This window comes from Wolbachia endosymbiont (group B) of Episyrphus balteatus (assembly GCF_947250575.1).
In the GTDB taxonomy this organism is placed as follows: Bacteria; Pseudomonadota; Alphaproteobacteria; order Rickettsiales; family Anaplasmataceae; genus Wolbachia.
The window spans coordinates 320523-347173 of the sequence record NZ_OX366325.1 but is presented as its reverse complement, the minus strand read 5'-3'; the positions used below and the strand labels follow the sequence as shown (position 1 = coordinate 347173).

Genomic DNA, 26651 nt, shown 5'->3' with positions numbered 1-26651 from the left:
TCTATAATGTACTTGTTAAATAAAGAAAAATGACCGTAAAAAATGAGGGCATACTACTGATTCTATCCTCTCCTTCTGGAGCTGGAAAAACTACTATATCAGAAAAATTACTTGAGCAATCAACTGATTTAGTTATGTCTGTTTCTATGACTACACGCAAACCTCGTCCCGGTGAAGTAAACGGAAAAGACTATTTTTTCGTTACTGAAGAAAAGTTTCACGAACTATGTAAGGCTGGTCAAATGCTTGAATATGCCAAAGTTTTTGAGAATTTTTACGGTATACCAAAAGATTTTATAGAACAAAACCTGAGTAGTGGAATAAGTGTTTTACTGAATATAGATTGGCAAGGAGCATTTCATTTGTTTGAAATCTTAAGAGAAAAAGTTGTAAGTGTTTTTATACTACCTCCCTCAATGGAAGAGCTTAGACTGCGTCTACAAAGGCGTAATAGTGATGATGAAATTGAAATAGAGCGTAGATTAGCCGAAGCGCAAAAAGAGATAAGTAAAAGTAATAAATATGATTACGTAATAATTAATGATGATCTTGATAAAAGCGTAGAAGAGATAAAATCAATACTAAGTAAAGGAATGCTTAAAAAATTAGAAGAAAAATCAAGTTTGAAAGATCTATAAAAACATTGGTTTGTCTCTTTCAGAGCACTCATGCTTCACAGTTTAGCCACATTTATTATTTTTTAAGATAAAATAGTTAAAATAGTAGACAAGTGCTAAAGTGGGGATTTGACTATGACAATAGATTTTCTAATAGAAACTAGTTTTCTGCCTTTTCACCTATATTTCGATAACATCTAGCTCAATTTAAAAGTTTAATACAATTCGTTAACGCCAAATAGCTTTTAATATTGAGGTTTTAATATGAGTATAGATCTAAGTGTATCAGTTACTAATGCAAACAAACTAGATAAATATATAAACAAAAATGAAAAACAAGATAAAAAAGACAAGCAATTGTATAATATTATAGAGAGAAAGGTAAAAAAAGAAAAACATCAGCATGAAAAACCAGGAAGTCGAGATGGAACACTCAAGGAATGTAAAAGGTTATTTAAGGAAGGCGCTAGTCCTGAAGTATTAACTAAATTAGAAGAATCGCTTAGAGAACAGGAAAAATATCACAGATATTATGTCCAATGTTTCCTTCCAGTGCTAGGTGAAGTAATAGAACGATCGAAAAGAATATCAAATGAAACAAAAAAACAAGTAATTTCTGAAGTCACTAAAAGTTGTTTTAGTAGGCACAGCGAACAAGACAGTGGCTACGGTAGCGATTTTGAAGATGAAATAAACGGAATATCAGATTCTGATAGCGATTTTGAAGATGGAATAAACGGAATATCGGATTCTGATAATGACGTTCAATTACTAAATGCAATCCAAAATGGAAACAACAGGAAATTTAGAAAATACCTAAAAGATTGCACAAATGTCAGTGGCATAACAGATGAAAAAGGAAATAATATTTTACACCTTATTGCATCGCTCAAAAAGAAACAAAAGCTTAAGTTTCTAGATACCTTGATAAAAATAGCTAACGAGAAAAATTTAGTACAACTTGTTGATAGTGAAAATCAAGAAGGAAAGACTCCTTTTCAGGTAGCACTAATTAACAAGATAACAAAAGGGAAACATGAGTCTAATACAGTTAGAAGTAGCGATAATACACTTAAGTTTCTTGCAAAATTGTTAAAGTATGGAGCCAAGCTAAGCTTACCTACAGAGGATTTAGAAAAATTATCTAAAAAGCAAAATGAATACTATCTTAAATTTTTAGAGAAATTGGCTGAGCGAAAACCAGAAATAAAAACAAAAGTTGAAGAAGTTATAGCCCATACCATAAATACTCCAGATAGTAATGATAATTATCAATTACATTTAGCAATTAAAAATAAAGATGAGAAATCCTTTAAGGAGTTATTGCAAAAAGGAGCAGATATTAGCCTGAAAGATACAGATGGTAATAATGCTTTACATCTAATAGTTTTAGAATTAAAGCAAAAACGAAAGTTTGAATTTTCAAATATAATATTAAATGTAAGTAAGGAGGAAGAAAAAGAGTATCTTAAAGCACAGTTTAAAAAAGCTATAAATGCTGAAAATACAGCAAAACAAACACCTCTTTATTATTTATTCCAGCATATAAAAGAAAAAAATGAGGATCGATCATGTACAGATAAAAAATTTGAAAAAACAAATAGATATAAAGCCTTAGAGTTATTTCTCCAAAATAGTGCAGACATTACTGCTCAAGACAAAGAGGGTAATAATGCTTTGCACTATATTGCTTCGCTAAAAGGAGAACAAAAGGTTGCATGCTTGGAGTTGATTTCCAGTTTAGTAAAAGAAAAAGAAATATCTGAAGATCAGTTAGGTAAGGCCATAAAGGCCATTAACGAAGAAGGAAGAACACCGCTACAAGTATCATTAACAAAAAAAGCAGAAAAAGGCAACCACCTTTCGCAAATGAAAACAATTTTTGATCTAGGGAAAAAGTACGACAATACAACAAAGTTTTGTGCAAAGCTGCTAGAAATAGGTGCTGATTCCCGTTCTCTGAAACTAAAAGATCGAGAATTTCATACTGAAAAATATTATTGCACTTTACGTAATTTAGAAAATTACTCAAAAACTCCACAAGAAGGAAAGGTAAAAGCTAAAGAACTAAGGAAAAAACTTGAAAAAAAATATAACGTTAGAACTTTTTCAAAAAAATGTCAGCATATTCTACACAAAACAGGAGATGGCCTAAAAGCTGCATGGAAATGCATTGATCCGGGCAGGAGAGCTAGTGTATTGTTAGCAATCACAGTAGCAACTACTATTATTACAATGGTAACACTTTCTTGCTTCCAAGGACAAATTGCAATTGGAGCAGCGTTACCCATCATAGCTATAACAGGAGTGGTGTGTCTGATATTCACTTTGGGACTTAGCGACATTAGGAAGTCTGTTAAGGAATTAACCAACGATAAGCAAAGCCGTAAAGATGATCACCTAGCTGCAAAACAACCTGAAAATATTACTGAACAACAAAATTTAGCTAACAACTCAGCAGAGCAAGAAGTACAAAGATCGTCAGATCAATCAGAGCATACAGAAAGTCCAGCTACTCAAATGAGCAATATATCAATATCACGTCAATTTACAAATATGCTAGATGGGTTGACTAATAAATTCTCTTTTCCGGGGCGATGAAATTAATCTCATCGCTCAGAGTTTTTTTAGCAACTTTTTTATAGTCAATTTCTACACTGACTTGGCTTTTCTCTTCTTTAAGCCATGCCATAGTATGTTTCATCCAATTTTTATCATCACGCTCGGGAAAATCTTCACGAGCATGGGCACCTCTGCTTTCCTTACGATTAGCTGCGCATTCCATGGTAATAACCGCTTGTGGAATCATATTGGCAAGCTCCAGTGCTTCAACCAAATCACTATTCCATATCATACTGCGATCTTCAACTGCAATTTTAGGCATCATTTTTGCTACTTCTTTTATAGCTTTTTTACCTTCTTCTAAAACTTCAGCAACACGAAATACTGATGCATATTTCTGCATAGTGTGCTGCATTTCACTGCGTATTTTTGCTACTTTGAACTCTCCAGAAGCAAATCGCATTTTATTAAATCTATCTACTATCAAGTCTGTGCAGTCTAAATGCAATTTTTTATGTGGTGCATCAGGTTTCAATTTTTCTTTTGCTCTGAGCGCTGCAGCTCTACCAAAAACCACAAGATCAAGAAGCGAGTTAGAGCCAAGTCGATTTGCACCATGTACAGAAACACATGCCGCTTCTCCAATTGCAAACAATCCATCCACTACTTCTTCCTTACCTTCCTTCAGTGTTATCACTTCTCCATGATAGTTGGTTGGAATACCGCCCATGTTGTAGTGAACAGTTGGAATAACAGGTATCGGATCTTTAGTAACATCAACTCCTGCAAAGGTTTTTGCTGTTTCACTAATACCTGGCAATCTGAGTTTGATCACTTCCGGATCAAGATGCGATATATTCAAGTACATGTGATCTTTCTTTGGCCCAACTCCCCTTCCCTCTCTAATTTCAATTGTCATTGCTCGACTTACTACATCACGAGAAGCCAAATCTTTTGCCTTTGGCGCATAACGTTCCATAAACTTCTCACCCTGAGAATTAACGAGGTACCCACCTTCACCGCGGCATCCTTCCGTCATCAAGCACCCTGAGCCATATATTCCTGTTGGATGAAATTGCACAAATTCCATATCTTCAAGTGGCAACCCAGCTCTCACCACCATGCCATTACCATCACCTGTGCAGGTGTGTGCACTTGTTGCAGAGAAATAAACACGTCCATAACCACCTGTTGCTATTACCACAGAATGTGCACGAAATCTATGCAACGTACCATCACACAGCGACCAAGCTATCACCCCACAGCATGTCCCTTTGTCCATAATCAAATCGATTACAAAATATTCGACAAAAAATTCAGCGTTAAATTTAAGACATTGCTGATATAGAGTATGAAGAATTGCATGCCCAGTTTTATCTGCTGCTGCACAAGTACGCTGAGCCGATTTTCCTTTACCAAAGTGAGTTGTCATTCCACCAAAGGCACGCTGATATATTTTTCCATCTTCCGTACGAGAAAAGGGTACACCAAAATTTTCAAGTTCAATCACAGCTTTTGCAGCATTTTTACACATATACTCTATTGCATCTTGATCGCCAAGCCAGTCTGAACCTTTTATTGTGTCATACGCATGCCAGCGCCAATCATCTTCAGCAATGTTGCTCAAGGCTGCACTAATTCCGCCTTGTGCTGCAACTGTATGACTTCGTGTAGGGAAAATTTTAGAAATGCAGGCAACTGAAAAATTAGTTGCAGCCATTCCAAGTGTTGCTCTAAGCCCTGCTCCACCTGCACCCACTATCACCACATCATACTCATGCTCTATGATTTCATACGCTGACTTATCCATATCCACTTATTTTATCATCACAGGCTTATAATATCACAGAAGTAGAAAAAATCTATACAAGTTTTCTGGATGTAAGCTTCTGAAACAAATCTATAGTAAACGATGTAATAACAACCATAGGGTGTTATGAAAGTAGCTGACATTGGAATGACACTACCATAAAGGAATAAGTGTAGTTACTTGCATAACATTGATGACTTATGCCTATTTAATTAGATCTAAAATTAGATAGAAAAAGGTAATCTTGATAAAACTCATTTACAACAAGTTCTCTCGCACTTGAATTTTCCGTTTGCACTTTTTTGTATCCTAATTTATGGCTTATTGAATCTTTATATGAACTAACTGCTTTATATATCTTACTTACCTCTCCTGGAAAGATACCACCAACAATTATAACGCATAACCCTGCAACTGTTGCAAAAGCTAGAGTTAAACTTTGCCTCCAGCTAGCTTTTTTTTCTTGTATACCAGCAGGGCACAATTCACTTGACATTTCTTTTAGATACTCATGCCACATGTGATTGCAGTTTGTACATTTCACTTTTCTTCCAGATTCACCTATTTGCCCACGAGATACTAAGTAAGTTTTAGTACAATTATGACATTGTATTTTCATAGTGCTTACGTATAAAATAATATAAATTTGATATCAATATGTATATAATAAATGAAAAATTTGCAACTAAAAAATTACAAGATGAGATAGAAAATATTTGGAAAGATAAAGAAAAACTTAACGACTATAATCTAAAACACGAAGCAAGATTAATAATCAAAGAGGTAATTGAGTTACTTGACAGTGGTAAAATTAGAGTAGCAGAAAAGCTATCAAGTGGAGAATGGATAGTACATAAGTGGATAAAGCAGTCAATATTATTACATTTTCTCACTGAGGAAAGCAAAATAATAGACAATACCAATTGCTGGTTTGACAAAATTGGTAGCAAGTTTAGTGAATGGAATGAGGAAAAATTTTACCAGTCAAAAATTAGAGCAGTCCCTGGATGTTTTGTCCGCCAATCTGCTTACATAGGTAAAAATGTTGTTCTAATGCCAAGCTTTATCAACGTTGGTGCATACATTGATTCTGGCACAATGATAGACACTTGGTCAACAGTTGGTAGTTGTGCACAAATAGGAAAAAACTGTCATATTTCCGGTGGAGTGGGAATAGGAGGAGTTCTTGAGCCTATTCAAGCTTCTCCAGTCATTATAGAGGATAATTGCTTTATTGGAGCGCGCAGTGAGGTAGCCGAAGGTGTCATAATAAGAGAAGGATCAGTCCTTAGTATGGGGGTGTTTATTGGAGCATCAACAAAAATTATTGACAGAGAAACAAGCAAGATATTTTATGGTGAAGTACCACCTTACTCTGTAGTTGTACCAGGATCTACTCCACCTAAAAACAACATTTCAACCTATTGCGCAGTTATAGTAAAAAAAGTGGACGAGAAGACGAGATCAAAAACTTCTATAAATGAAATATTGAGAATCTAACTACTTACCGTCACTTTTTTTATCATTATTACTAACTATAGTAATGGCATATGCGCATAATTCTGGAAAAGAGATCCCGTTTTCTTGAGACAGCTTGTATAATTTTTGCAAACTTTCTTTAACTTTATTAGGAATGTTTCCTCCACGCTCCTTTGCAAGCCATGAATCTTGATGGTGAATTGGATGAGTATCACCCTTTGGATTTCCTATATATACTGCAAAAGGTGCATTCTGTCCTTTGAAATCACACTGTACAGTAAATTTTTTTATAGACTCAGCCATTTAAAGACCTCTACTTTTCTTTTTAACCGATTTTATAGAAGATACAAGAGGTGGTTTTTTGATAAAATCTTGCCTATTAAACACACTTTCTTTGCCTTCTAAAGCTCGACGAACATCGGCTCTGCTTAGCTGTGACTCTTTTGCTACCCTCATTCCATGCTTTACCATAATATTAGTATATGCTAACACTTTTTTTACTAACTCTAGATCACCATTCAGCATTTTAACTAATGCTTGAAATACCTCCGCTAAAGTTAATCCATCAGCACCTACAACCTTATTTTCTACAAAATTGACAACTTCTTCAAATTTATATTCAACACCATCATCTTGAGGTATAAGGGTAACATAATCCGTATCTTGACTATTCATAACCAAAGCACTATCGCCTTTAAACTTATATTATATATATAAATACTCCACTATTTTATAGTATGGCACGCTATAGTTAAACATTTATTAATAATATGCTTACTTATATACACGAATTAATTGATAAAAGCCAAGGATCAATATCCATCAGTAATTTTATGAATGCTGCTCTATATCATAAAGAGTACGGCTATTACATGAATAAATTACCACTTGGCAAAGATGGTGACTTCATTACTGCACCTGAAATTAGTCAGCTATTTGGTGAAACAATTGCAGTGTGGATAATGAATACATGGGAAAAATTAGGAAAGCCATCAAAATTTTCTCTAGTTGAACTTGGGCCAGGTAAAGGAACACTCATTCATGATGTAATAAGAGTCACCAAAAAATATAGCTGTTTTTTTAGCTCAATGGACATTCATCTAGTTGAGATAAGCCCTATTTTACAGAAAATACAAAAGGAAAAATTAAAGGGATTAGATATTAATTGGCACACAGATGTCGACAACTTACCAAATCAGCCAACTATTTTTTTTGCAAATGAGTTCTTTGATGCTCTTCCAATTGATCAGTTTGTTTATCGTGATGGGCAGTGGTATGAAAATAGAGTAATAAAACAAGATGATGGCAGTCTTTCATTGTCACTCCAGTGCTTAACCAGACCAAAAACTGGATTCCAGACTGGAATGACAGGGGGTTTCAATGGTGCAGTAGTGGAAGTATGCCTAGCCGGAATCGAAATATTAAAGAAACTTGAGAATAAGATAGTCAATAACGGAGGAGCTGCCCTGATTATAGATTATGGTTATGTATTTCCTTCATACAAGAGCACTTTGCAATCGATAAGGCAGCATCAGTATGCTAATTTTCTTGAAAATATTGGTAACAGTGATATTACTGCACTTGTAAACTTTCAAGCGTTAAAAGATTCATTAAAATACTTAAATTGTGAGATTTTAACTCAAAGAGAATTTTTATATTTGTTTGGTATAAAGGAAAGAGCGCAAGCTTTAATGGAAAATGCAAGTAATGAACAGAAGAATAAGATCTTCAGTGAATTTTTAAGGTTAACTGAAAATATGGGTACTCTCTTTAAGGTAATGCTGATTCACCATTTGTAGTCTTGTGTAGTTCTTATGTTAAACATACAAATACTAAAAAATTTACAGAATAAAAAAGGTAAAAGAAACGTATCTGTTCAGCAGAGTAGCAAAATAAGATAGACAGATAAGACTATCATAGGAACAAATAGGTGTCATGCAAGTAGCTGACACTGGCATGACAACAAAAAAGTTACTCAAATGACACCCTTTTGATGCACAATTTTTGGTGCATCACGTACTGATTTTCATCCAAGACGATGTCATGCAAGTAGCTGACACTGGCATCCAGCCTTTTCGCGCAAAAAACGTTGTAAAGTGTTTACCAACTTAGTTGGATCCCAGCTGGAATAACACTTGGTTATGCAAGAAATCTATTGTCAAAAAAAATTACTTCCGCATATTTTGAATCTGATTATAATGACAATTAGAGATATTTTAAGAGCTCAAAATCTATCTTTGTCTGCAGACTTTCAGTTAACTTTTCAATAAAAAACGTAGCGTATCTTTTTCAGCGGTCTGTCATATGTGCGCTGCATTTTTTTCTAATCTTTTTATACAGGAGGATTTTATGTCCAGAATTCCAGATACTTGACCTTTACTTTAGCTAATAACAGGCGCCTGTGATTTTTATAAAGAAAGTGTAGGAAAAACTGTTTCCAGGCATAAATTTGCCATGTATACCTAAAAAGTAATTATATTAGCATAATATTCATACTTATATGCCAATATTAATATTCTTTGAATGGAATACGAAATTAATGTTGAAAAAATATGTACCAAAAAATTTATGTGGGATCTATGCCGAAGCTCAAATTGCATGACACCATTTATTTTTATGGTTTTGTCTATTTTATTTTGCCACTCTGCTAAACGGATACATTTAATTCCATTTTTATCGAGCAGATAATTGTCATATATTAGCTTAGTTCTCCTGTTATACTTAAATATAAATCAGCATAGCCCTAATTTTTTTATATATTTTACTTCTTTCTCTATATTTAATAATAGGCTTGAAAATAAATGGTAAACCTATAATTGTTAAGCTTAGAGCTAGGATTGAAAGTACACAAAAGGCTTTGTGTTTACTATGTAGCTCTTTCAAGTAAAGCATCAAAAACCTACAAAATTTTTTGTAATTTTCTTCAATATTTTTTTTGCTATGAGCCTTGTCAATAAACATATCTATTGCAGTATAATCATTACTACAATTAATTGCCCCTTTTTCCATTAATAGCTGAGCTATATCAAAATAATCCTTTTGAATAGTAAGATGCAGAGGTGTAAAACCTTGTTGATCACAAATATTCATATTGGCTTTTACTGCTAACAACATTCTTACAATTTCTACATGGCCTTTTTTAGCTGCAAGTAGCAGAGGAGTTCTGTTGCATCTAGTGACGGCATTAACGTTTACCTTAAGCTCCAATAAGAACTTAACTGCTTTAGTATCACCATTATAGCTAGCTTTATGTAACCTGGTGTTACCGCTACAATCTTGGTCATCTGCTTCTATTCCCTTTGAAACAAGAAATGTTACCATTTGCCTATTATTATGCTTAATAGCGCAATCCAGTGCATCAAAACCATGTTTATTTTTTGTGCAAATAAACTCTTTTAACTTAGCTTTTGCTTGCTTTACAATAAGCTTTACCAGTTGCATTTTGTTGTTATATGCTGCTAGAAAAAGCGTAGTATTATTTTCTGCATCTTTTGCTTCTATGTTTGCACCTTTCTTTATCAGATATTCTATAATCTCTGCTCTACTTTCATAATGTGTAGTACATTGATAAATGGTCAAAAATAAAGGAGTACGAAAGTTGTTATCTTCACATTCAAGATTTGCTCCGCTATCAATTAAAATCTGGACGCTCTTTTTAGAACCGTATAATGAAGCTATGTGAAGAGGAGTATAGCCTTCCTCAGCATCTTTTTCATTAATTTTTGCGCCTTTTGTTATTAAAAAATCCATTAATTCTGTGTCATCTTGTAGTGTAGCAAGGTGAAGTGGAGTAAATCCATTTTTATCTCTAGAATTAATTGTCAGTTGATTAACAAGAAGTTTAGCAATTTTTTTGTGTCCATGCATAATAGCATAATGCAGTGGATTTCTATTTTCATTGTCCACAACATTAAAGTCAGCTTCGTGCTCTAATAATGATTTTACTCCAACTAAATCGCCTTCTTTTGTAAACTTATGCAAGAGAGTGACTCCGCTTACATCTTTTGAGTTAATATCAAATCCACTTTCTACCAATTGATGTATGTCTTCCTCACACGCCATACCATTTTAATTAAACCCTTTTCGCATTAACAATACTCCCACTTAATTAAGTTTGAATGAATCTGTAAGAGATATATCACAATTTATTGAAGTTACTAAATTCCGATATATTAAAGTCCACAATTTCCTGAATAAAGCCCTGACGATATTTTGCACACATCCATCTGCACACGCTCTCCAGGTACTTTACAGTTATAACGCTTGACCTGTTTGCGATAATGACGTTTAACATGCAGAAGACTTACATCATGTTTTTTGAAAATTTTGTGTATAGTAGCCAATGACAAGGATAAATCATATAGACGTCTTAACTCGGTTTGAATACGCCTTGCCCCTAGCTTTCTAGTTTGTCTTAGATGAAGAATAAGCTGCTCATCTGATTCATTGATCTTTTGCAAAGGTGAAGTTTTAGGCTTACTACTGAGATCTACTAATCCTTTTTCACCTAACTCTTCATAACGTTTGTACCATTTACGTAAGGTAAAACGTGAAATACCATAATGCTGACATACCTTTCCTGCATGACCCAACTCTTTGTATAGTTTTATCCAACTCAGACGTAGTTTAACCCTAGATTAACTAATTTATCCTTTGCAATTGTAATAAGGTCTATAAACTACTGCAAATCCAAATTTCTATTTGATCTTACATTCTTATTGTAATAACCTCTATGGATCACACAGCATTAGTCATGTATCTGAACAGATACTTTTGTACATGGATCAGCTTTATGTGTATCAATTCTGTCTACTTCAAGTTTCCAGCAAAACTACTTTCTAATGTATTGCTTTCAATCAAGTTCTTTGTTAAGCTCACTGTTAGTGGATGTTCAATTATCTTAACATAAAAATCAAGGCAGCTTTAGGTATAAATACGAGTAACTCGTATAAGTAAAGAGGCTATAAGAAGTTTCTTACCATTCTATTCAAACGGGTTTTAAACTTTTGAAATGTCATGACATTGTTGATACGTTTGTCAAGAAACGACAGGGTATCTGCAAAATCTTCTGAATAATCATTGATAAAAAAAAGTATCGTACTTAAGTACACTCCAGCTAATATTGCTCTTTTTGTATAGTAGTTAAAATCTGTTGATTGATCATGAATGCCATACCAAATCGCGCTAACAGTTCTGTACAAGAGTTTACTAGAAAAATATGTATTTTGGGGTAATATAGAGAATGATAAAACATTTTTTAAAAACTCTCTGTAATTTTGTAACTTAGCATAGTTTGAAAGGCGTATTTGGACAGCTAACTTTATCCGCTCTCTTACCTTCATATCTTCTAAATTGGAATTCCAAAGTTCAGTTTCCATTGAGCTATTTAAGTCCTCTGCTATGTACTCCAAAGCACTATATATTCCATTTTGAAATTTACAAAAACTATTGGCTAGGTTAAGGTTCGTGCACACTTTCAATAAGGTTGCATCACTTATTCCTTCAAATGGAATAACCTTAATCAGCTCATCTACTATTAACTTTTGTTCCATACAATATTATACTAAACATCACATATAATTATACCTGAGATTTTCAAACATTCTGCAAAATGCTTCACCGCGCTCTTCAAAATTTTTCCACTGATCAAAAGAAGAACATGCAGGAGAAAGTAATATCGCTACTTCTTCTTTGCTATTTATGGCCTCTTCAAAAGCCAGTTTAAATGCGTTTTCTAGATTATAGCACTTCATATAATCTATTTTGTTCTCCATAATGTTTGCAAAAACTTCAGTTGATTCTCCAATAAGAAAAGCTTTTCTAATCTTGGTGAAATGCTTGCTTAATGATTCTATTCCGCTTTTTTTGCTTTTTCCGCCAACAATCCAATATATGTTTTTATAAGATAAAATTGCCTTTTCGGTCGATTCTGAATTGGTTGCTTTGCTATCGTTGATAAAAAGTACATTATGTATTTTGCCAAGAAATTCATTTCTGTGTCTTAGCCCTGGAAAGGATTTGATTTCATTGACAATAGTGCTGCTATCTACTCCAAGTAACTTGCACACAGCGTGTGCAGCTACTATATTTTCTACATTGGATACTAGGTTTACTTTCATATCACTCATTGATAAGTTGTGATTCTCTAGTTTTAGCGAGATCTCCTGAATCTCAGCACTCCTTTTGTCATCCAAGTAGCTGACACTGGGATCCAGATAATTTCGATCTATACCAGTAATCTGTTCACTATAATCAAGCAAATTGTTATCTGCCAATGATATTAGATCTCTTGCACTACCCTCTATCATCTGAGTAGTTGGCAATGGTTTTTCTTTTCTGGTCATGCGCTGGAATGACACCAGGGAATATGTTACTGAAATTGGAATTTTGTTCCCAGTGAATTTATTGAATACATCAGCGGTAATTTTGTTATCACATCCTATCACGGCAATCTTGCTACTGTTTATCAGTTTTAATTTAGTTGCTATGTAGTTATTCATACTTCCATGTCTATCTATGTGGTCTGGTGTGATGTTTAGCAATACAGAAATGTCTACATTAATTTTATTTATTAGCTCCAATTGAAAAGAGGAGAATTCAATTACATAAATTTCTGCATCTCTTTCTAAATCCAAAATAGGCACACCTAAATTCCCGCCAATAGCTACTTTTTTGCCTGTGGATTTTAATATGTGCCCTATTAATGACGTGGTGGTTGATTTGCCATTTGTTCCAGTGATGCCTACAACCTTCTGATTTGTAGTTTTAGTTTCAAGAAATAGCTCAATGTCTGATTTTATTTTGCAGTCAAAGCTTCTTGCAAGTTTTACTACCCAATGCGTTGGTATTGGCACTCCAGGGCTCAAAATTAGTGTGCTTATCTCATGCCAATTATACTCATTGGGATGAGTAAAGTTACACTCTTTATATATCTTTTTTGCATTTGCTATTTGCTCTTTATTATCATCCCATGCATATATTTTTGCACTGCTTTTTGTTAGAGCATTAATAACGGACAAACCAGTTTTACCAAGGCCGAAAACCGCAACACTTTGATTTTTGTATTTGTTTAGTTGCACTTCTAGATAACTTATGCGAACCATTTTATAAAGATATAATACAAATTATAATGACTTCTTCCATAGTTTTTGGCAGTGCTTAACTTTATTGTCACAACCTTAGCCAATAGAAAACTCCTTGACACATTTTGCCAACTCCCTTGCCATGATAAGTATAACAATGTTACAAAAAATAATATCATAGAATTCAGTAGGATAATTCCTAGAAAACCCCTACATACTAAAAAAAGCAAAATGCTGTTAAAATGAGCTTAAGAATAAATAGCAAACATCTAACATAACGAGTCTATTTGTAAATCAGGTGAGGCTTATCCTATAGAAAGCTTTCGAACTACGCAAGCGTATCTTTTGCCTTTAGTATTTCTTTATTGTTTAAGATAACTGTCTGAGCTCCTCTGCCTTAGCATTATATCTCCACTTTCTGCAAGTTATTCCATTAAGTAGTAAAAATATTAGACTTGCCGCAAAACTAAGAAAAAAAGACCAAAGATAGAGCAGATTGAACTTACAGTAAAAATAGAACAAAAAAACTCCAACAATAAATTATACAAACTTCATCAGGTTAACTTTAACTTAAGAAAACATAAATCAAATTTTCTTGCTCAAAGACCTTGCTTTTTCTCCAACCTTACTCAACCGTACTCTAGCTTAATGCATAATTTTACCCATAAACAACCTTATCTTTGGTACTTTTATTAGTTACAAGTCATCTAGAAAACCCAGATGCTCTACGAAGCCCACCAATCAATATCAGATCCTGCTCTTGTCCTACAGCATTTAATATAGCGTATAACAAAACCATCGCATCTCCCCCAGTAATACGCTTGCATCCTCCACAAAATTCGTATTCACTTAACTGTCGATTTGCCTCCACCCTTTTTCGTTCAACTTGTTCTGCGGTGTTAGCATACTTCAACTCTATTCCAATTGGATGAGTATCATCATTTTCCGCAGATTTTGATAATACTAGGTCTATTTTCCTTCCTCTCTGTAGCTGGAACTCAATAATTACCTTGGCAGGATTATCGCAACTTTGAAATATCCCACGCAACAAAGCCTGAAATTTAGCTTCATTGTTCACGAGTAGACGGTTTCCATTTAATAACGGAGACAACAGACGAGAAATCTCATTAAATAAAACTTCATACCTAGCCCTGTACTCACCATTAACATTACTATCATTACTAAAATTAGGCTCAGCACTCATCAACTGATCTGCAAGTTGATGTAAATTCCTAACATTACCCATTTGTTCTGAAAACCTTCCCTCGAAATAACCTTCACTATGAGAACGTGAGTAAGCACGTAGTGATTCGAATTTCTTTGCAGAAGCCACTTCCAGATGACCCTGGACATCTACTTCACAAAGTACTTGACGCACCTTAGCATCATCTGTGGCTTGAGGCAGTAACGACAGGTTCAATGCCTTGTCTGGTAAAGTCTGCCACTTTAAACGACGAAAAATGTGAAGCACAAAAAAACCAATATTTGATAAAAATAGAGCTAAAGTTAACGCATGGCTTACAATATCTGCTGCATCTCCCCTACCACCTGTACGTTTCATTTTCTCTCCCTGAGAGTGGTTAAATAGATACTTGGTAACCCTTACCTCCCGCCCATCATTTGTTTCTAAGTCCCTCCTTGTAGATAAAACATTTCCAAAAACAAACGATGATGTACAGGAAAAAGTGTTACAATGAGGCGATTGAGTGAACTCTGATGCTATGGGTTGTAAAAAACGTTTTACATTTCCCCTAACTCCATTTCCATGAGGATGTAGTAAACCCGGTATTAAGGAAAGACCACCTTCTGAAAAGGCCTGCACAGAAGTTCGGAGACCAGCACCTCCACGTAATTGAAAATTTAACGCTACACAAACAGCACTTGGTGATGAGGTATGAATAGGCAAAGACGAAACAGAACAACTTTTAGCATAATCTTTAGCTTGCTCTAATCCTTCCTCATCACCAACCTTCAACTCAATTATAATTGGAACCGAATCATTTGTCTGATCAACACCACGAACAAGCAAAACAACATCTGCATAACCTTTTCCTATAAGTAGCTCTGGGTAGAAATCAGCCATAGCTCGGTATCTAAAATTTACTAAAAACCCACACAGAAAACCGTGGTAATCAGACTCTGCACGAAACACTAGGCTATCTTCATGTTCATCATGGATATCAATAACATATTCCAAAATTCTTTTAACATTAGTACGCACTTCTCCTGTATCGTCATTTGCCAACTCACTCATCAGGTCTAACAATTCACCTTGTTCTCTGATTGGGTTAATTTCATGAAAAATTGGAGCTCCAGGTTCATCACGTTGAGGAAATCTATCTATTTCATGAATAAACCTACATTCTTCTCCAAACCGAAATATTTTATACTTTTCCCAATCCAGATCCTCATCTTCCTGTAATTCTTGTGGAAGATTCTCTTCTACCTGCTGCTTCTCTTCTGCACTAAACCTTGACCCAGGGCTGTTCTCATTATCAGCAACAGTATAACACCTGACTATTCTTCTATTTTCTTTATTAGTGAGAACAGCAACTTTTAGATTTCCATAATTGTCAAAACGAAAATAGACTCTTTCATCTTCAACTAATATACCTGCATCATGTGCAGTAGAAAACATACCAAAAAAGAATGTAGGAAAAAAGCCAGGCTTATTAGCCGAATGCAAAAAAGATGGACAGTTGTTTAAAAAACCTACAAATTGTCTACTAAACTCATCACAACCTCCACTTAATAAAGCCCTAACTAATTCACGATCTTCATTATTACCATGCATAAATACTCCTATTTGTTAACAACTGCAGCAGGCGAAATACTAACATTAGTACCCACTAACGTAGATTGAGGACCTTCAGTGCTAGCAGAGAATAAATTCAAATTTCTCGCTGACTTACACAACTCTTCTATTAAATTGCAGGAGCTAGTTGCATCTATCATCTTAGAATTCCTTGTTTTATCTAAACTATTTGCTATCCTCTCTTTTAATGATTTAAAGCTTTTGTCTGAACAACAATCTTTAGCAAACTTTAAAATACTCAAGACCAAATCAACTTTTTCACCATCGCCAGCACTTTGAGTATCCTTGCTGTTCTCCTGATCTACAATCAAATTTGAAATTGCATTTTCCATTGCAACAAAAGCAATCCTATCTTTAAAAGGATCGACAACATTTATTTTATTTTGGTTAAATACACTAGATTCCCAAAGACTGCTAATAGCTGACCTTGCTTCATTCCTGTTATCCAAGTCATAATCTTTAGAAACTACAACAAATGAAAGCGATGAGAGAAGATGTGCATATCCTCTAGGTGAAAGCATTTTCTCTACTTCAGATCTTGAACATCCCTCGCTCAAGTACTGGATAACATACTTAGTTGTGCAAAGAAAACCGTGCTCTACTAAGTAACTAAGAGGACGATAGATCACACCCCTATCTTTCTTATTCGGTAGCCCAAGTAGTGACTTATGATCTACTTTTGCGCTTATGACTTTACCTAGAAGGGAATTTAAGGTAGGAGCAAGTTTATAGCTAGATTGCAATGGAGATAATTTTGCAATAGCAGAAACTAGCAATTTTTCTCTCTCTTCTTTCACTAATTTTTCTTCAGAACACAGACGATTATAGAAGTGTTCCACTCCCTTACTCCACTTGAAATCTACAGCCTTATTAAATCCATCTTCTGCTTCTATATTTTCTCTAAGGTTACCTGATTCTTGATCAATCCAGAAATTGAAAACAGGATCACGTCTTCCCATGGAACTTAACAATTCAACTCTTGCAAGCTTATCACTGCAAGCTAAATTCCTATCTTCCTCACATGCACCTTTATGAGATAAGTCAGATCTAAAAGACTCTAACGCCTTGTCAAATAATTGCTTAATTTCACTCTCTACACACTCAATACATGCTATTTTATATATAGCAAATGGATTCAACACACCTGATTTAGCTAATTCTCCTACCAATTTAGCAACATCTAGTGTCGCACCTGACCAACAAGATTCATCACGAAACGCATTACATAAGAGGTCCGATTGCTCAACGGTTAGACCCTCTACTGTTACAGGGTGAGACTTGACCCATTCCTCAATAGCTGAAGTTCTATCACCTTTAACAACATCCTTCAGCTTACTTATTACTTTGCTAGAGATAATCTCTTTATTTTTTTTAGGATCAGAACTGAGACGAGATCTTTTGCTTGGGCCTGCATTACCCTTCAAATCTTCCGTTCCACGTTTAGTTTTACTTTTTGGCATCTAATTACCTCAAAATCAAATATTCAATGAAGGTATTATACAAGCATTAGAATAATATATAAATCGAAAAATTAGTGTGCACCTAAATTTAAGCAGTAATTATAGACCTGCTGCAAAAGAGGAGATATTTAAAGAGAGATGTAGCAAGAGGGAATGAGCTTAAATTATCAAATCAACGTTATTCTACTTTACCTCACTAGCATTTTCCTTACCTTGAGCCTTACTATTACTCACAAATATAAACGTTCGTTACATAGCTCTTAATATGTCTAAAGAGACGAAATTTCCCGAATTATTTATAATGAACCCTTACGATCACATTCTGGGGACGTACATCAGAAAACTTTTATATTATTAGTTTTGTAGTAAAATTATATGAGTACATCGTATCTATTAAATCAGAAGCTTTATGGATTACAGATTGAGAGCTTATTTGTTTGGGGTTATCTGGTTTATACTTAGCTTACTTAGTAGTGTAGCTAATGATACTATATCAAAATATCTAAGTTTACATCTTCAGAGTTTTGAAATAATTTTTTTCCGCTTTCTGTTTACCACTATTACCCTTGTACCTTTTATGTTTTACTATGGAATAGAAACTTTTAAAACAAGTCAAATATCTACTCAAATAACCAGGGGTGGGTTGTTGTTTTGTGGAATGACCTTATGGACTTACGGGTTGACTGTTTTCCCCATAGTAACTGCAACGATTATAAGTTTTTCTATACCATTATTTGTTATACTTCTTGCAATCCCTTTGCTAAACGAAAATATAATTTGGCAAAGATGGATAGTAACTGTTATTGGCTTTGTTGGTATTGCTATTACTACCAAAGCTCATAGTGAAGATTTTAATCCTAAAATTCTTATTTTTATTGTATCTGCATTAATCTTTGCTATATTAGACATACTTAATAAGAAACTTGTAATAAAAGAGTCAGTAATAAGTATGTTATTTTATTCAGCTCTAACGACAACTATTTTTTCTACTCCACCTTTGTTATTTTATTGGCATATGCCTTCCTTGTTGGAGTTAGTATTACTGCTGATTTTAGGAATAAGTTCAAACCTAATTCTGTTCTTCATGTTAAAAGCTTTTGCTCTTACTGATGCTACTGCACTTGCACCGTATAGATACATAGAGCTAATAATTTCTGCAATAGTAACATACGTTATATTTAATGAATTACCTGATAAAAGTGCTTTATATGGTACTTTGATATTAATACCATCAACCTTATTTATAGCTTATTCGGAAGGTAAGGCAATTAAGAAAAATAATCTAACAACAAAAGTTTATAATTGTTAATGGTATTTATTTTAGATGCTAAGCTATATTTTTAAGGTGATAATAAAATGCACATAACTATTATAGGAGTAGGGTATGTAGGATTAGTATCTGGTACAATGTTATCGGAGCAGGGCCATAAAGTTGATTGCATTGACATAAATACTGAGAAGATTGAACTTTTGAAATCAGGGAAAATTCCTCTATATGAACCTGGATTAGCAGATTATTTAGAGAATAATATAAAGTCACAAAGAATAAGATTTTTCGATTCGTATTTTCAAATAAATCCCAATACAGAAGTAGTATTTATAACTGTAGATACTCCATCAGACTCCCTAGGAAATGCAAATTTAAAGAATGTATATAATGCAGTAAGTGAAGTTTCTGAGAGAGTTAATCAAGATTGCTTAATAGTGATAAAGTCAACTGTTCCTCCTGGTACTGCAGAAAATATACATAATTATTTATCTAATAAGGGCTATAACTTTGATTTAGGAGTTAATCCAGAGTTTCTCAAGCAAGGCTCTGCAGTATCAGATTTTTTATACCCAGATAGGATAATAATAGGAGTAAAAACTAAGCTAGCTAGGGCAAAACTAGAAGTTATATATAGATCATTTATAGATAAGAATATTCCGTTAATAGTCACTGATACAGTTACTGCTGAAATGATTAAATATGCTTCTAATGCCTTTCTAGCAACAAAGGTTGCTTTTATCAATGAGATGGCAGGTTTATGTGAGCTATTAGGAGCAGACATTGACCTTTTAGCTAACAGTATGGGAATGGACCATAGAATAGGTAAGGAATTTCTCAAAGCTGGTCCAGGATTTGGAGGATCATGTTTTCCTAAAGATTTGTCAGCTTTAATAAGGCTTGCTGAAGACCACAATGTTAAGCTACAAATTTTAAATTCAGTTAAGGAATCTAACTATAATCATATAACAAACATTGCTAAAAAGGTAGAATATGTATTAAATGGAGTCCAAAATAAAAAAATAGCAATATGGGGGCTAACTTTTAAGTCTGGTACTGATGATGTAAGAAATAGCCCAGCTATAGATATTGCAAAATTGTTAGTGAATAACAAGGCTAAAATTACTGCATATGATCCAATGGGGATGGATAATGCTAGGCAAGTTCTAAAGGATATAGAGTACGCGGACAATGCTATAGGGGCTGCAAGAGACGCGGAAGCCTTATTATTATTAACGGAGTGGAAAGAATTTAAAAATCAAGATTTTGCAAGTTTAAAGAGTATTATGGCTGCACCTAATGTTTTTGATTTCCGTAATTTATTAGATAGCGAGCTATTACTAAGATATGGTTACCATGTTTATTCCTTGGGTAAAAAATCTATCTACAAAGTTTAACTGTTGAGAAATTTTTTTTACACCGCTTTACTTAGTTTTTTTAGATCTTTGCTTGATAGTATGGAAAAGCAAACGAGTGCAACAACAGAGCAAATGGAAAAAAATGAAAACATAATACTGTTACCATAGTGCTTAACAAGTACTCCTAAAACCACGCATGAAAATATTGAACTTGCAATATACCCAAATAATCCTGTTAAGCTTACAATTGCACATACATTATTTTGTGGAGCAATTTCTATAGCTATAACACCTGTCAGTACTTGCAATCCAAATATAAAGAATCCTGATAAGATTGCACCAAGGTTCATAAGAATTATGTTTTGACCAAAGTTCATTGCAATAAAAGTGAGTGCTATACCCAACATGTAAAGTAATGCCAGCAAGCTTCTATTTTGAAAGAAGTACATATCACTAATTCTTCCTGTGATTAAAGTTCCAAGGATTCCACCTAAATCATATACACCTGTTATTAGTGAGGATTGTACAAGAGAAATTTGTAATTTATCCCTTAAAATTATAGGAAACCAAAAGAAGATTCCCATTTTTATAATATAAGCACAAAAAGTAGCACAACATAGAAACCATATGGAACTTGTTACCTTGATACCTATTTGAGATTTATGCACCTTATAATAGGTAGTAAAGTTGGCACTTTCTTTGTAATATGCTTTTAATATTATATAAATTCCAAAAAGTAAGCATAAGAGACCAGAGTACAAAAATGCACTTTTTGCATCATATATTTTAATTATACTTGGTAATACAATTAAAGTAATACAAGAACCAAGTTGCTGAGATGAGCTCATAACTCCCCATGATGATGCAATTGAAGAGATGCTAGAGTTTGTAACCATAAACTTGGTAATAGCTGGCCAACCTAACCCTTGTGTCCAAGCTAATAATATTAATGTTAACAGTAATAAAGTTAGATTATTATATGATAAAGTTATACCAATGGTTAATAATCCAGTTGCAATATTGCATAGCCCAAACATAAATAATGGATTATTTTTGGAGTCCATTATTATTCCATTAACAAATTTTGATACTCCATAAAAAAAAGAAAAGCAGGCAAAAAAATAGCTTAATTTTACATGGTCAGTATCTATTAACAGTGGTAGAGCAATTGGTATACTTTGTCTTGATAAATAAAGCAGCATATATCCACAGAAGAATAGTAAATATTGAAAGAAGACAAAGTTCACACCTATTCCCAAATAGCTCTATGCAGATGCTAGCATAATACTATATTGGTATAATATTGTTTGACAAGAAGTTTGCAAACAATTAGTGCAAAAAATTACTTACTTAGTATCTTTCTTATAGCAGATACAGTAGTATTAATATCTTCATAGCTTATATCTCTATGTGTTATAGCTCTGATTTTACCTTTGATGTTAGCCATTCTAATTCCATAATTTGTCATTAGTACGTTTATTAATTCTTGAGTAGATATACAATTAGTACGTAATGAAAAATACGCTATATTAGTTTTATACAGGTCGATATCAATTATAACTTGATCTATGGAGTCTAGGCCTTCTATAAGGTGCTGCATTTTTTTATGATCCTCTTCTAAAGAATTTACATTATTATGTAGAGCATATAAACATGCAGCTGAAATAATGCCAGCTTGGTGCATACCTCCGCCAATTTGAAACTTATAGTACCAAGCTTTTTCAATAAACTCTTCACTTCCAAGCAATATTGCGCCCATTGGAGCACCTAATCCTTTACTAAAATCAATGAATACCGAATCAAAATAACTTGCATACTCCTTTGGAGATATTTTAGTATGAGCACAAGCGTTGAACAGTCTTGCTCCATCTAAATGAGTGAATACGTCATTCTCTTTGCAGAGACTTGAGATCTCTTGAATATATTCTAAAGGCCACACAGCTCCACCACCAAAATTTGTCGTTTGTTCGATAGAAACAAGCCCAACTCTCGGAATATTTCTTAAACTAGGACGAGTAATAAACTCAACAATTTGTTCTCCAGTAAATATTCCTCTCGTACCTTTGATGGGCAAAGGAGTAGCATGTGCCTGGGCCGCAATCAAGCCAGATTGTACTATGAGCGGATGTGAAGTTTCATCAAGCAGCAAGTAATCACCAGGTCTTTGAATGTGTACTTTATAAGCAATTACATTGGACATCGTTCCTGAAATCAAAAAGATTCCTGCAGGTTTACCTAATATTTTACATGCGGTTGCCACTAATTCGTTCACAGTTGGATCTTCACATGCAGCTTCGTTTCCAACTTTTGCTTTAGCCATCGCTTCCCTCATTTTAGCTGAAGGGTCAGTGTTTGAATCGCTAAAGAAATCTATTTTTATTCTCATATTAAATTTAACACAACCTCCTTTATAATTTCAGCAGCTTTCATGATGTCTGTTTTCTTTGTGCCAAGATGGGTAACTGCTCTTATATGAGACTCGAGCCAAGGAAAAAGCAATAAACCATAAGCTTGGCACTTACTCAAGAAAACCTCATTAGTTACATTTAGTGCTTTTATACTAAAGCTTACTATATTAGTTTCTGGATAAGGTAGTACCAGTTTTATGTGTGGAATTTCTTTAATCTTATCTGCAAGTAATTTAGCGAGCTTATTATCTTCTTTAAGCCTAGAGATATTATTCTGTAGTACGTATTTTGCTGCATTAGCACAATACCCTATCTGATGATAACCACTACCTAGCCAAACCTGTAGCTTTTTAGCCCTTTCAATTATCTCTCTTTTACCCATAAGCATTGAACCAAAAGGAGCTCCAAGTCCTTTAGTAAAAGAAAAGCTCATTGTATCCACGTATTTAGCATAATCTGCTAAAGCAATATTCGTTTCGATATGAGCATTAAATATTCTTGCACCGTCTAAATGAAGATTTACATTGTGAGCTTTTAAAAAGTTATATAACTCAACTTGTTTTTCAAAAGGATAAATTTTACCATTAAACCCATTTATACTATTTTCTATAGAAACAAGACTCACCTGAGCAAAAATTTTATACCTCGGCTTAGAATTAATAGCATATTCTACTTCATCAACATCTAAGATTCCGCTATTATTTCTAATGCAATTAAATACGATATTATTTACTTTTGCATTGCCTGCGCTATCGAAAAAATTAACGTGATAATTATAATGAGTTATGAGTTCATCACCAGGACTTGTTTGACTGGCAATGGCTAATCTATTTGCAAGCATACCGCTGGTTACAAATAATGCTTCTTCTACTTTGAATAGTTGTTTGCAATATTCTGATAAGTCATTACAGCTTTTGTCTTCACCATAAGCAAAATCTCCAACAGTTGCATTACTTATTGCATGTATAACGTTGAAGCTCTGCAGAGTTGTAGTGTCACTTCTCAGATCAATAATTTTTTCCATCTTATTTCTTGCCATTCAAACAACCAATTTGAGCATTCCAAAGTTCTTTATAAAGACCGTGCTTAGAAACTAGTTCAGCGTGTTTACCATCTTGGACAATTTTTCCTTTGTTAAATACTAGAATTCGGTCCATGTGTAAAAGTGTAGAAATACGGTGTGCTATAGTAATCGTAGTTTTATTTTGCATCAGTTTAAATAAACTCATTTGAATTGTTTTTTCTGTTATAGAATCTAATTGACTAGTTGGTTCATCAAGAAATAATATTGGAGCGTTTTTTAAAAATGCCCTTGCTATTATTATTCTTTGTCTTTCTCCTCCAGATAGCTTGATACCTTTTTCTCCGACTATAGTTCCATATTGATCTGGTAGAGTCATAATGAAATCGTGAATACCAGCCAGCTTTGCAGCTCTCATTATTTCTTCGATAGTAGATTGAAGTTTACCATATATGATGTTTGCTAAAATAGTATCATGAAATAACAATGGGTCTTGAGGTATTACAGATATTTGTTGCCTCAAAGAACTCTGTGTAACTTCTGATACTATTTGATTATCAATCTGTATATTACCTTTTTTAACATCAAATAGCCTTAGAATTAAGTTTATAAAAGTAGATTTACCACCTCCAGAATAACCAACTAGACCTACCTTTTCGCAAGGATTAATGGTAACTGAGAAATCTTGAAATAATGGCTCCTGACCTTCATAAGAAAAAGAAACATTATTAAACGTTATTCTTCCACTTAATAAATTTAATTCTTTAGCATTTTCCTTATCTTGAATTTCTGGTACGGTAGTCAAGATTGGCAATGCATCTGAAACTTTGCCGAAATGAGTAGAAAATTGGGTAAGATTCCTAGTTAGATGGTTAAGAAACTCTATAATCGATATATTAATTCCAAGTACAAGAGCAATATCTCCTATTGCAACCTTGTTCAATTGATAATCATGAATTAAAAAATACAAGTTTACTGCTTGAAGTATATCGAATGAATATCCATATATAAACCAAAGACAAAAGTATGCCCATTGTAATTTTCTCTCTGCAATAGTTCTTTTCTTGCATATTTGAAAAAATTTGTGTCTCTCATGTGCTTGCTGAGAAAATAACCTTACTGATATAACATTTAAAATACTATCTGCTATACTAGCTATTACTTGTGAGTTTTGTTTAGAGTAATTATCAGCTAGTTCAGTAAGTACACGAAAGCTGAAAATCGATACTAAAATAAAAATGCTTACCCAAGTGAATGTGGCGATTGCAAATTTTATGTTTACTAATGATAAGGTATAAATAGCTAAGACTAATGCTATGCTGTAACCGAAAAAACAATCTATAAGCAATCTTATTAACTCTATCACACTATCCATTAAGTTACTGACCTTATGTACTAAGCTTCCAGATAAATTGTTCTGATAATAGGAATGGTCTTGCTGGAGTAGCCTACAAAAAGACATATCAGCTATCTTTTGACGCATTAAGGTAAACATTCGAATGTCAACAAAATAGCCATAGAATCTAAAAGCAGTAGTGATAAGTAATGCCATACCAAGATAAGCGCTTACAGGTAATAAAAGATTCTCAATTACATTACCTTCCTGATATTTTACAGCTGTATCTAGAATATTTTTTACTAAATACTTTCTAAAAGACAAATCAACAGCTACCACCAGGGCAACTAAAGACATTACAAGCACATTAAGCTTGAATTTAGATACTATATTCAAGATGAACATCAATACACATTTGAAGCTATCAACTCTACTTCTGTTCATTTACAATGCTAGCTCCACTACGTTGACTTTTTTATTGAGAAATACAAGTAGTGAAAACCATAAATTTTTGTATATTTTTCCTGAGATGTCTCCAGCATCATGTAGTGCTGATGCTTGATTCAGAATAAGTAGCTTATATAAATCTCGCTTAGCCTCAGTAGTGTCGATCTCAGAAATATTTGTAGTTGTGTCTGTAATAAAGGCTAACCAGCTCTTAATAAGTTCTTTCATGTTTTTTGCTTTTATACTTTCTTGGTAGCCAAATAATGACAAGCATTCTCTCAGTATAGATTCTGTTAACTCACCACAATTGAGTATACCAAAAACTGAAGGCTGAGGTTTTGGCACATAGGGAAGGTCTTGATCTTTTACAATCCACCTTGTTACATAAGCAAATCTATCTTTAGCATCTGTATTCTTATCACTACCATGCCATAACCGTGAATCAAAAACTATCGCATCTCCTGCTGAAATAGGTAGTGACTTAATTTTATAATTTTCTCGGTTATTTGAGTACTGATCAAAAAAATATGGGTACCAAAAATCAACTAAAGGCTGTATTTCCCATTTATGACTGTTTTCTATAATTTGCAGTGCACCTGAAGTTTCACTTACATTATTCAAAGCTAACCAAACGGAAAAGTGGTAAGGATCATTGAAACTATAGGAGATGTCTTGATGGAAGGGAACTGCATCTATTAAATCAGCAGTTTTACATATAACATTTGATTTTTTCTGCAGTATCTGACACTGAAGTGACTTTTCAAGGTAATTTTTAATAATTTTATCTAATGCTTGAGATATAATTCTAGTTACTTGAGATAACATGCCCCATCTGCCGGTACAGTTTAAGTAGTCAGAAGTTGAAACACTTAGTTCTTGGGATAGCTCTGATATCTTATTTGTTATATCACTTAAAGACTGAGTTATTAGCTTTAAAGGAACCAGATTTTTGATAATAAAAAAACCATTTTTTTGTAGTATTTCCATAT

Annotated in this window: 21 protein-coding genes; 6 read left to right on the top strand and 15 right to left on the bottom strand. The window is 33.7% G+C overall.

The features are described from left to right. Positions 1 to 29 precede the first annotated feature (29 nt). Positions 30 to 638: a guanylate kinase gene (gene gmk, locus OOL05_RS01695; protein ID WP_010406904.1), complete on the top strand. Its 609-nt coding sequence runs from the start codon at positions 30 to 32 to the stop codon at positions 636 to 638. A gap of 243 nt (positions 639 to 881) precedes the next feature. Next, on the top strand, positions 882 to 3218 hold the full coding sequence (locus OOL05_RS01690; protein ID WP_264730560.1) for an ankyrin repeat domain-containing protein: 2337 nt from the start codon (positions 882 to 884) through the stop codon (positions 3216 to 3218). Here OOL05_RS01690 and sdhA read toward each other — a convergent pair. After that, entirely contained in the window at positions 3190 to 4989 is a 1800-nt protein-coding gene (sdhA, locus tag OOL05_RS01685; RefSeq protein WP_264730793.1) for a succinate dehydrogenase flavoprotein subunit, read from the bottom strand. The genes OOL05_RS01690 and sdhA overlap by 29 nt on opposite strands. 208 nt (positions 4990 to 5197) lie before the next feature. After that, positions 5198 to 5608 (bottom strand): zinc-ribbon domain-containing protein, encoded by a 411-nt coding sequence (locus OOL05_RS01680; protein WP_264374967.1) that lies wholly within the window; start codon positions 5606 to 5608, stop codon positions 5198 to 5200. 38 nt (positions 5609 to 5646) lie between these two features. On the opposite strand from OOL05_RS01680, the gene dapD reads away from it, so the two are divergent. Next, a complete protein-coding gene (gene dapD / locus OOL05_RS01675; protein ID WP_064085332.1) occupies positions 5647 to 6489 on the top strand; it encodes a 2,3,4,5-tetrahydropyridine-2,6-dicarboxylate N-succinyltransferase in 843 nt (280 codons plus the stop codon). Here dapD and OOL05_RS01670 read toward each other — a convergent pair whose 3' ends face one another. Together OOL05_RS01670 and OOL05_RS01665 are read right to left on the bottom strand one after the other, a co-directional pair. Beyond that, positions 6490 to 6771 (bottom strand): DUF2610 domain-containing protein, encoded by a 282-nt coding sequence (locus tag OOL05_RS01670; protein ID WP_007302102.1) that lies wholly within the window; start codon positions 6769 to 6771, stop codon positions 6490 to 6492. It lies immediately after the preceding gene. Next, a complete protein-coding gene (locus OOL05_RS01665) occupies positions 6772 to 7143 on the bottom strand; it encodes a hypothetical protein (protein WP_264730558.1) in 372 nt (123 codons plus the stop codon). Between the two features lie 95 nt (positions 7144 to 7238). On the opposite strand from OOL05_RS01665, the gene OOL05_RS01660 reads away from it, so the two are divergent. Next, positions 7239 to 8267 carry a class I SAM-dependent methyltransferase gene (locus OOL05_RS01660; RefSeq protein WP_264730555.1) on the top strand — a complete coding sequence of 343 codons (1029 nt, stop codon included), beginning with the start codon at positions 7239 to 7241 and terminating at the stop codon, positions 8265 to 8267. Between the two features lie 922 nt (positions 8268 to 9189). Here OOL05_RS01660 and OOL05_RS01655 read toward each other — a convergent pair. The 6 genes from OOL05_RS01655 to OOL05_RS01630 form a co-directional block, all read right to left on the bottom strand. Beyond that, positions 9190 to 10530: an ankyrin repeat domain-containing protein gene (locus OOL05_RS01655; RefSeq protein WP_264730553.1), complete on the bottom strand. Its 1341-nt coding sequence runs from the start codon at positions 10528 to 10530 to the stop codon at positions 9190 to 9192. A 110-nt stretch (positions 10531 to 10640) separates the two neighbouring features. Next, positions 10641 to 11060, bottom strand: a complete 420-nt coding sequence (locus tag OOL05_RS01650) for a helix-turn-helix domain-containing protein (protein ID WP_264685347.1) — start codon at positions 11058 to 11060, stop codon at positions 10641 to 10643. A 369-nt stretch (positions 11061 to 11429) separates the two neighbouring features. After that, positions 11430 to 12020, bottom strand: a complete 591-nt coding sequence (locus OOL05_RS01645) for a COQ9 family protein (protein WP_007301970.1) — start codon at positions 12018 to 12020, stop codon at positions 11430 to 11432. An 18-nt stretch (positions 12021 to 12038) separates the two neighbouring features. Continuing rightward, on the bottom strand, positions 12039 to 13571 hold the full coding sequence (locus OOL05_RS01640) for a Mur ligase family protein (RefSeq protein ID WP_264730551.1): 1533 nt from the start codon (positions 13569 to 13571) through the stop codon (positions 12039 to 12041). Between the two features lie 682 nt (positions 13572 to 14253). After that, positions 14254 to 16344: a PD-(D/E)XK nuclease domain-containing protein gene (locus OOL05_RS01635; RefSeq protein WP_264730549.1), complete on the bottom strand. Its 2091-nt coding sequence runs from the start codon at positions 16342 to 16344 to the stop codon at positions 14254 to 14256. Positions 16345 to 16352: 8 nt separating this feature from the next. Then, the gene (locus tag OOL05_RS01630) at positions 16353 to 17825 is read right to left on the bottom strand and encodes a hypothetical protein (protein ID WP_264730547.1); all 1473 of its coding nucleotides are present in this window, start codon (positions 17823 to 17825) and stop codon (positions 16353 to 16355) included. Between the two features lie 409 nt (positions 17826 to 18234). Here OOL05_RS01630 and OOL05_RS01625 point away from each other — a divergent pair, with 409 nt between their 5' ends. Both OOL05_RS01625 and OOL05_RS01620 read left to right on the top strand, forming a co-directional pair. Continuing rightward, the gene (locus OOL05_RS01625; protein ID WP_149168726.1) at positions 18235 to 19134 is read left to right on the top strand and encodes a DMT family transporter; all 900 of its coding nucleotides are present in this window, start codon (positions 18235 to 18237) and stop codon (positions 19132 to 19134) included. A gap of 47 nt (positions 19135 to 19181) precedes the next feature. Continuing rightward, positions 19182 to 20489: a UDP-glucose dehydrogenase family protein gene (locus OOL05_RS01620; protein WP_264730545.1), complete on the top strand. Its 1308-nt coding sequence runs from the start codon at positions 19182 to 19184 to the stop codon at positions 20487 to 20489. A gap of 17 nt (positions 20490 to 20506) precedes the next feature. Here the strand turns inward: OOL05_RS01620 and OOL05_RS01615 are convergent, their stop codons facing one another. From OOL05_RS01615 to OOL05_RS01595, 5 genes are all read right to left on the bottom strand, one after another. Then, positions 20507 to 21652: an MFS transporter gene (locus OOL05_RS01615; protein WP_264730543.1), complete on the bottom strand. Its 1146-nt coding sequence runs from the start codon at positions 21650 to 21652 to the stop codon at positions 20507 to 20509. A gap of 140 nt (positions 21653 to 21792) precedes the next feature. Beyond that, the gene (locus OOL05_RS01610; protein WP_149168729.1) at positions 21793 to 22836 is read right to left on the bottom strand and encodes a threonine aldolase family protein; all 1044 of its coding nucleotides are present in this window, start codon (positions 22834 to 22836) and stop codon (positions 21793 to 21795) included. Beyond that, the gene (locus OOL05_RS01605) at positions 22833 to 23882 is read right to left on the bottom strand and encodes a threonine aldolase family protein (RefSeq protein WP_149168730.1); all 1050 of its coding nucleotides are present in this window, start codon (positions 23880 to 23882) and stop codon (positions 22833 to 22835) included. The genes OOL05_RS01610 and OOL05_RS01605 overlap by 4 nt, the downstream gene beginning before the upstream one ends. Before the next feature lies 1 nt (position 23883). Continuing rightward, entirely contained in the window at positions 23884 to 25659 is a 1776-nt protein-coding gene (locus OOL05_RS01600) for an ABC transporter ATP-binding protein (protein ID WP_264730541.1), read from the bottom strand. After that, entirely contained in the window at positions 25660 to 26649 is a 990-nt protein-coding gene (locus OOL05_RS01595) for a phytanoyl-CoA dioxygenase family protein (RefSeq protein ID WP_264730539.1), read from the bottom strand. It abuts the gene before it with no gap. Positions 26650 to 26651: the final 2 nt, after the last annotated feature.

Excerpts from the sequence above, each read along its gene's own strand:
- gmk (WP_010406904.1), top strand. The coding sequence starts at position 30 with ATGACCGTAAAAAATGAGGGCATACTACTGATTCTATCCTCTCCTTCT.
- OOL05_RS01690 (WP_264730560.1), top strand. The coding sequence starts at position 882 with ATGAGTATAGATCTAAGTGTATCAGTTACTAATGCAAACAAACTAGAT.
- sdhA (WP_264730793.1), bottom strand. The coding sequence starts at position 4,989 with ATGGATAAGTCAGCGTATGAAATCATAGAGCATGAGTATGATGTGGTG.
- OOL05_RS01680 (WP_264374967.1), bottom strand. The coding sequence starts at position 5,608 with ATGAAAATACAATGTCATAATTGTACTAAAACTTACTTAGTATCTCGT.
- dapD (WP_064085332.1), top strand. The coding sequence starts at position 5,647 with ATGTATATAATAAATGAAAAATTTGCAACTAAAAAATTACAAGATGAG.
- OOL05_RS01670 (WP_007302102.1), bottom strand. The coding sequence starts at position 6,771 with ATGGCTGAGTCTATAAAAAAATTTACTGTACAGTGTGATTTCAAAGGA.
- OOL05_RS01665 (WP_264730558.1), bottom strand. The coding sequence starts at position 7,143 with ATGAATAGTCAAGATACGGATTATGTTACCCTTATACCTCAAGATGAT.
- OOL05_RS01660 (WP_264730555.1), top strand. The coding sequence starts at position 7,239 with ATGCTTACTTATATACACGAATTAATTGATAAAAGCCAAGGATCAATA.
- OOL05_RS01655 (WP_264730553.1), bottom strand. The coding sequence starts at position 10,530 with ATGGCGTGTGAGGAAGACATACATCAATTGGTAGAAAGTGGATTTGAT.
- OOL05_RS01645 (WP_007301970.1), bottom strand. The coding sequence starts at position 12,020 with ATGGAACAAAAGTTAATAGTAGATGAGCTGATTAAGGTTATTCCATTT.
- OOL05_RS01640 (WP_264730551.1), bottom strand. The coding sequence starts at position 13,571 with ATGGTTCGCATAAGTTATCTAGAAGTGCAACTAAACAAATACAAAAAT.
- OOL05_RS01635 (WP_264730549.1), bottom strand. The coding sequence starts at position 16,344 with ATGCATGGTAATAATGAAGATCGTGAATTAGTTAGGGCTTTATTAAGT.
- OOL05_RS01630 (WP_264730547.1), bottom strand. The coding sequence starts at position 17,825 with ATGCCAAAAAGTAAAACTAAACGTGGAACGGAAGATTTGAAGGGTAAT.
- OOL05_RS01625 (WP_149168726.1), top strand. The coding sequence starts at position 18,235 with ATGGATTACAGATTGAGAGCTTATTTGTTTGGGGTTATCTGGTTTATA.
- OOL05_RS01620 (WP_264730545.1), top strand. The coding sequence starts at position 19,182 with ATGCACATAACTATTATAGGAGTAGGGTATGTAGGATTAGTATCTGGT.
- OOL05_RS01615 (WP_264730543.1), bottom strand. The coding sequence starts at position 21,652 with ATGCTGCTTTATTTATCAAGACAAAGTATACCAATTGCTCTACCACTG.
- OOL05_RS01610 (WP_149168729.1), bottom strand. The coding sequence starts at position 22,836 with ATGAGAATAAAAATAGATTTCTTTAGCGATTCAAACACTGACCCTTCA.
- OOL05_RS01605 (WP_149168730.1), bottom strand. The coding sequence starts at position 23,882 with ATGGAAAAAATTATTGATCTGAGAAGTGACACTACAACTCTGCAGAGC.
- OOL05_RS01600 (WP_264730541.1), bottom strand. The coding sequence starts at position 25,659 with ATGAACAGAAGTAGAGTTGATAGCTTCAAATGTGTATTGATGTTCATC.
- OOL05_RS01595 (WP_264730539.1), bottom strand. The coding sequence starts at position 26,649 with ATGGAAATACTACAAAAAAATGGTTTTTTTATTATCAAAAATCTGGTT.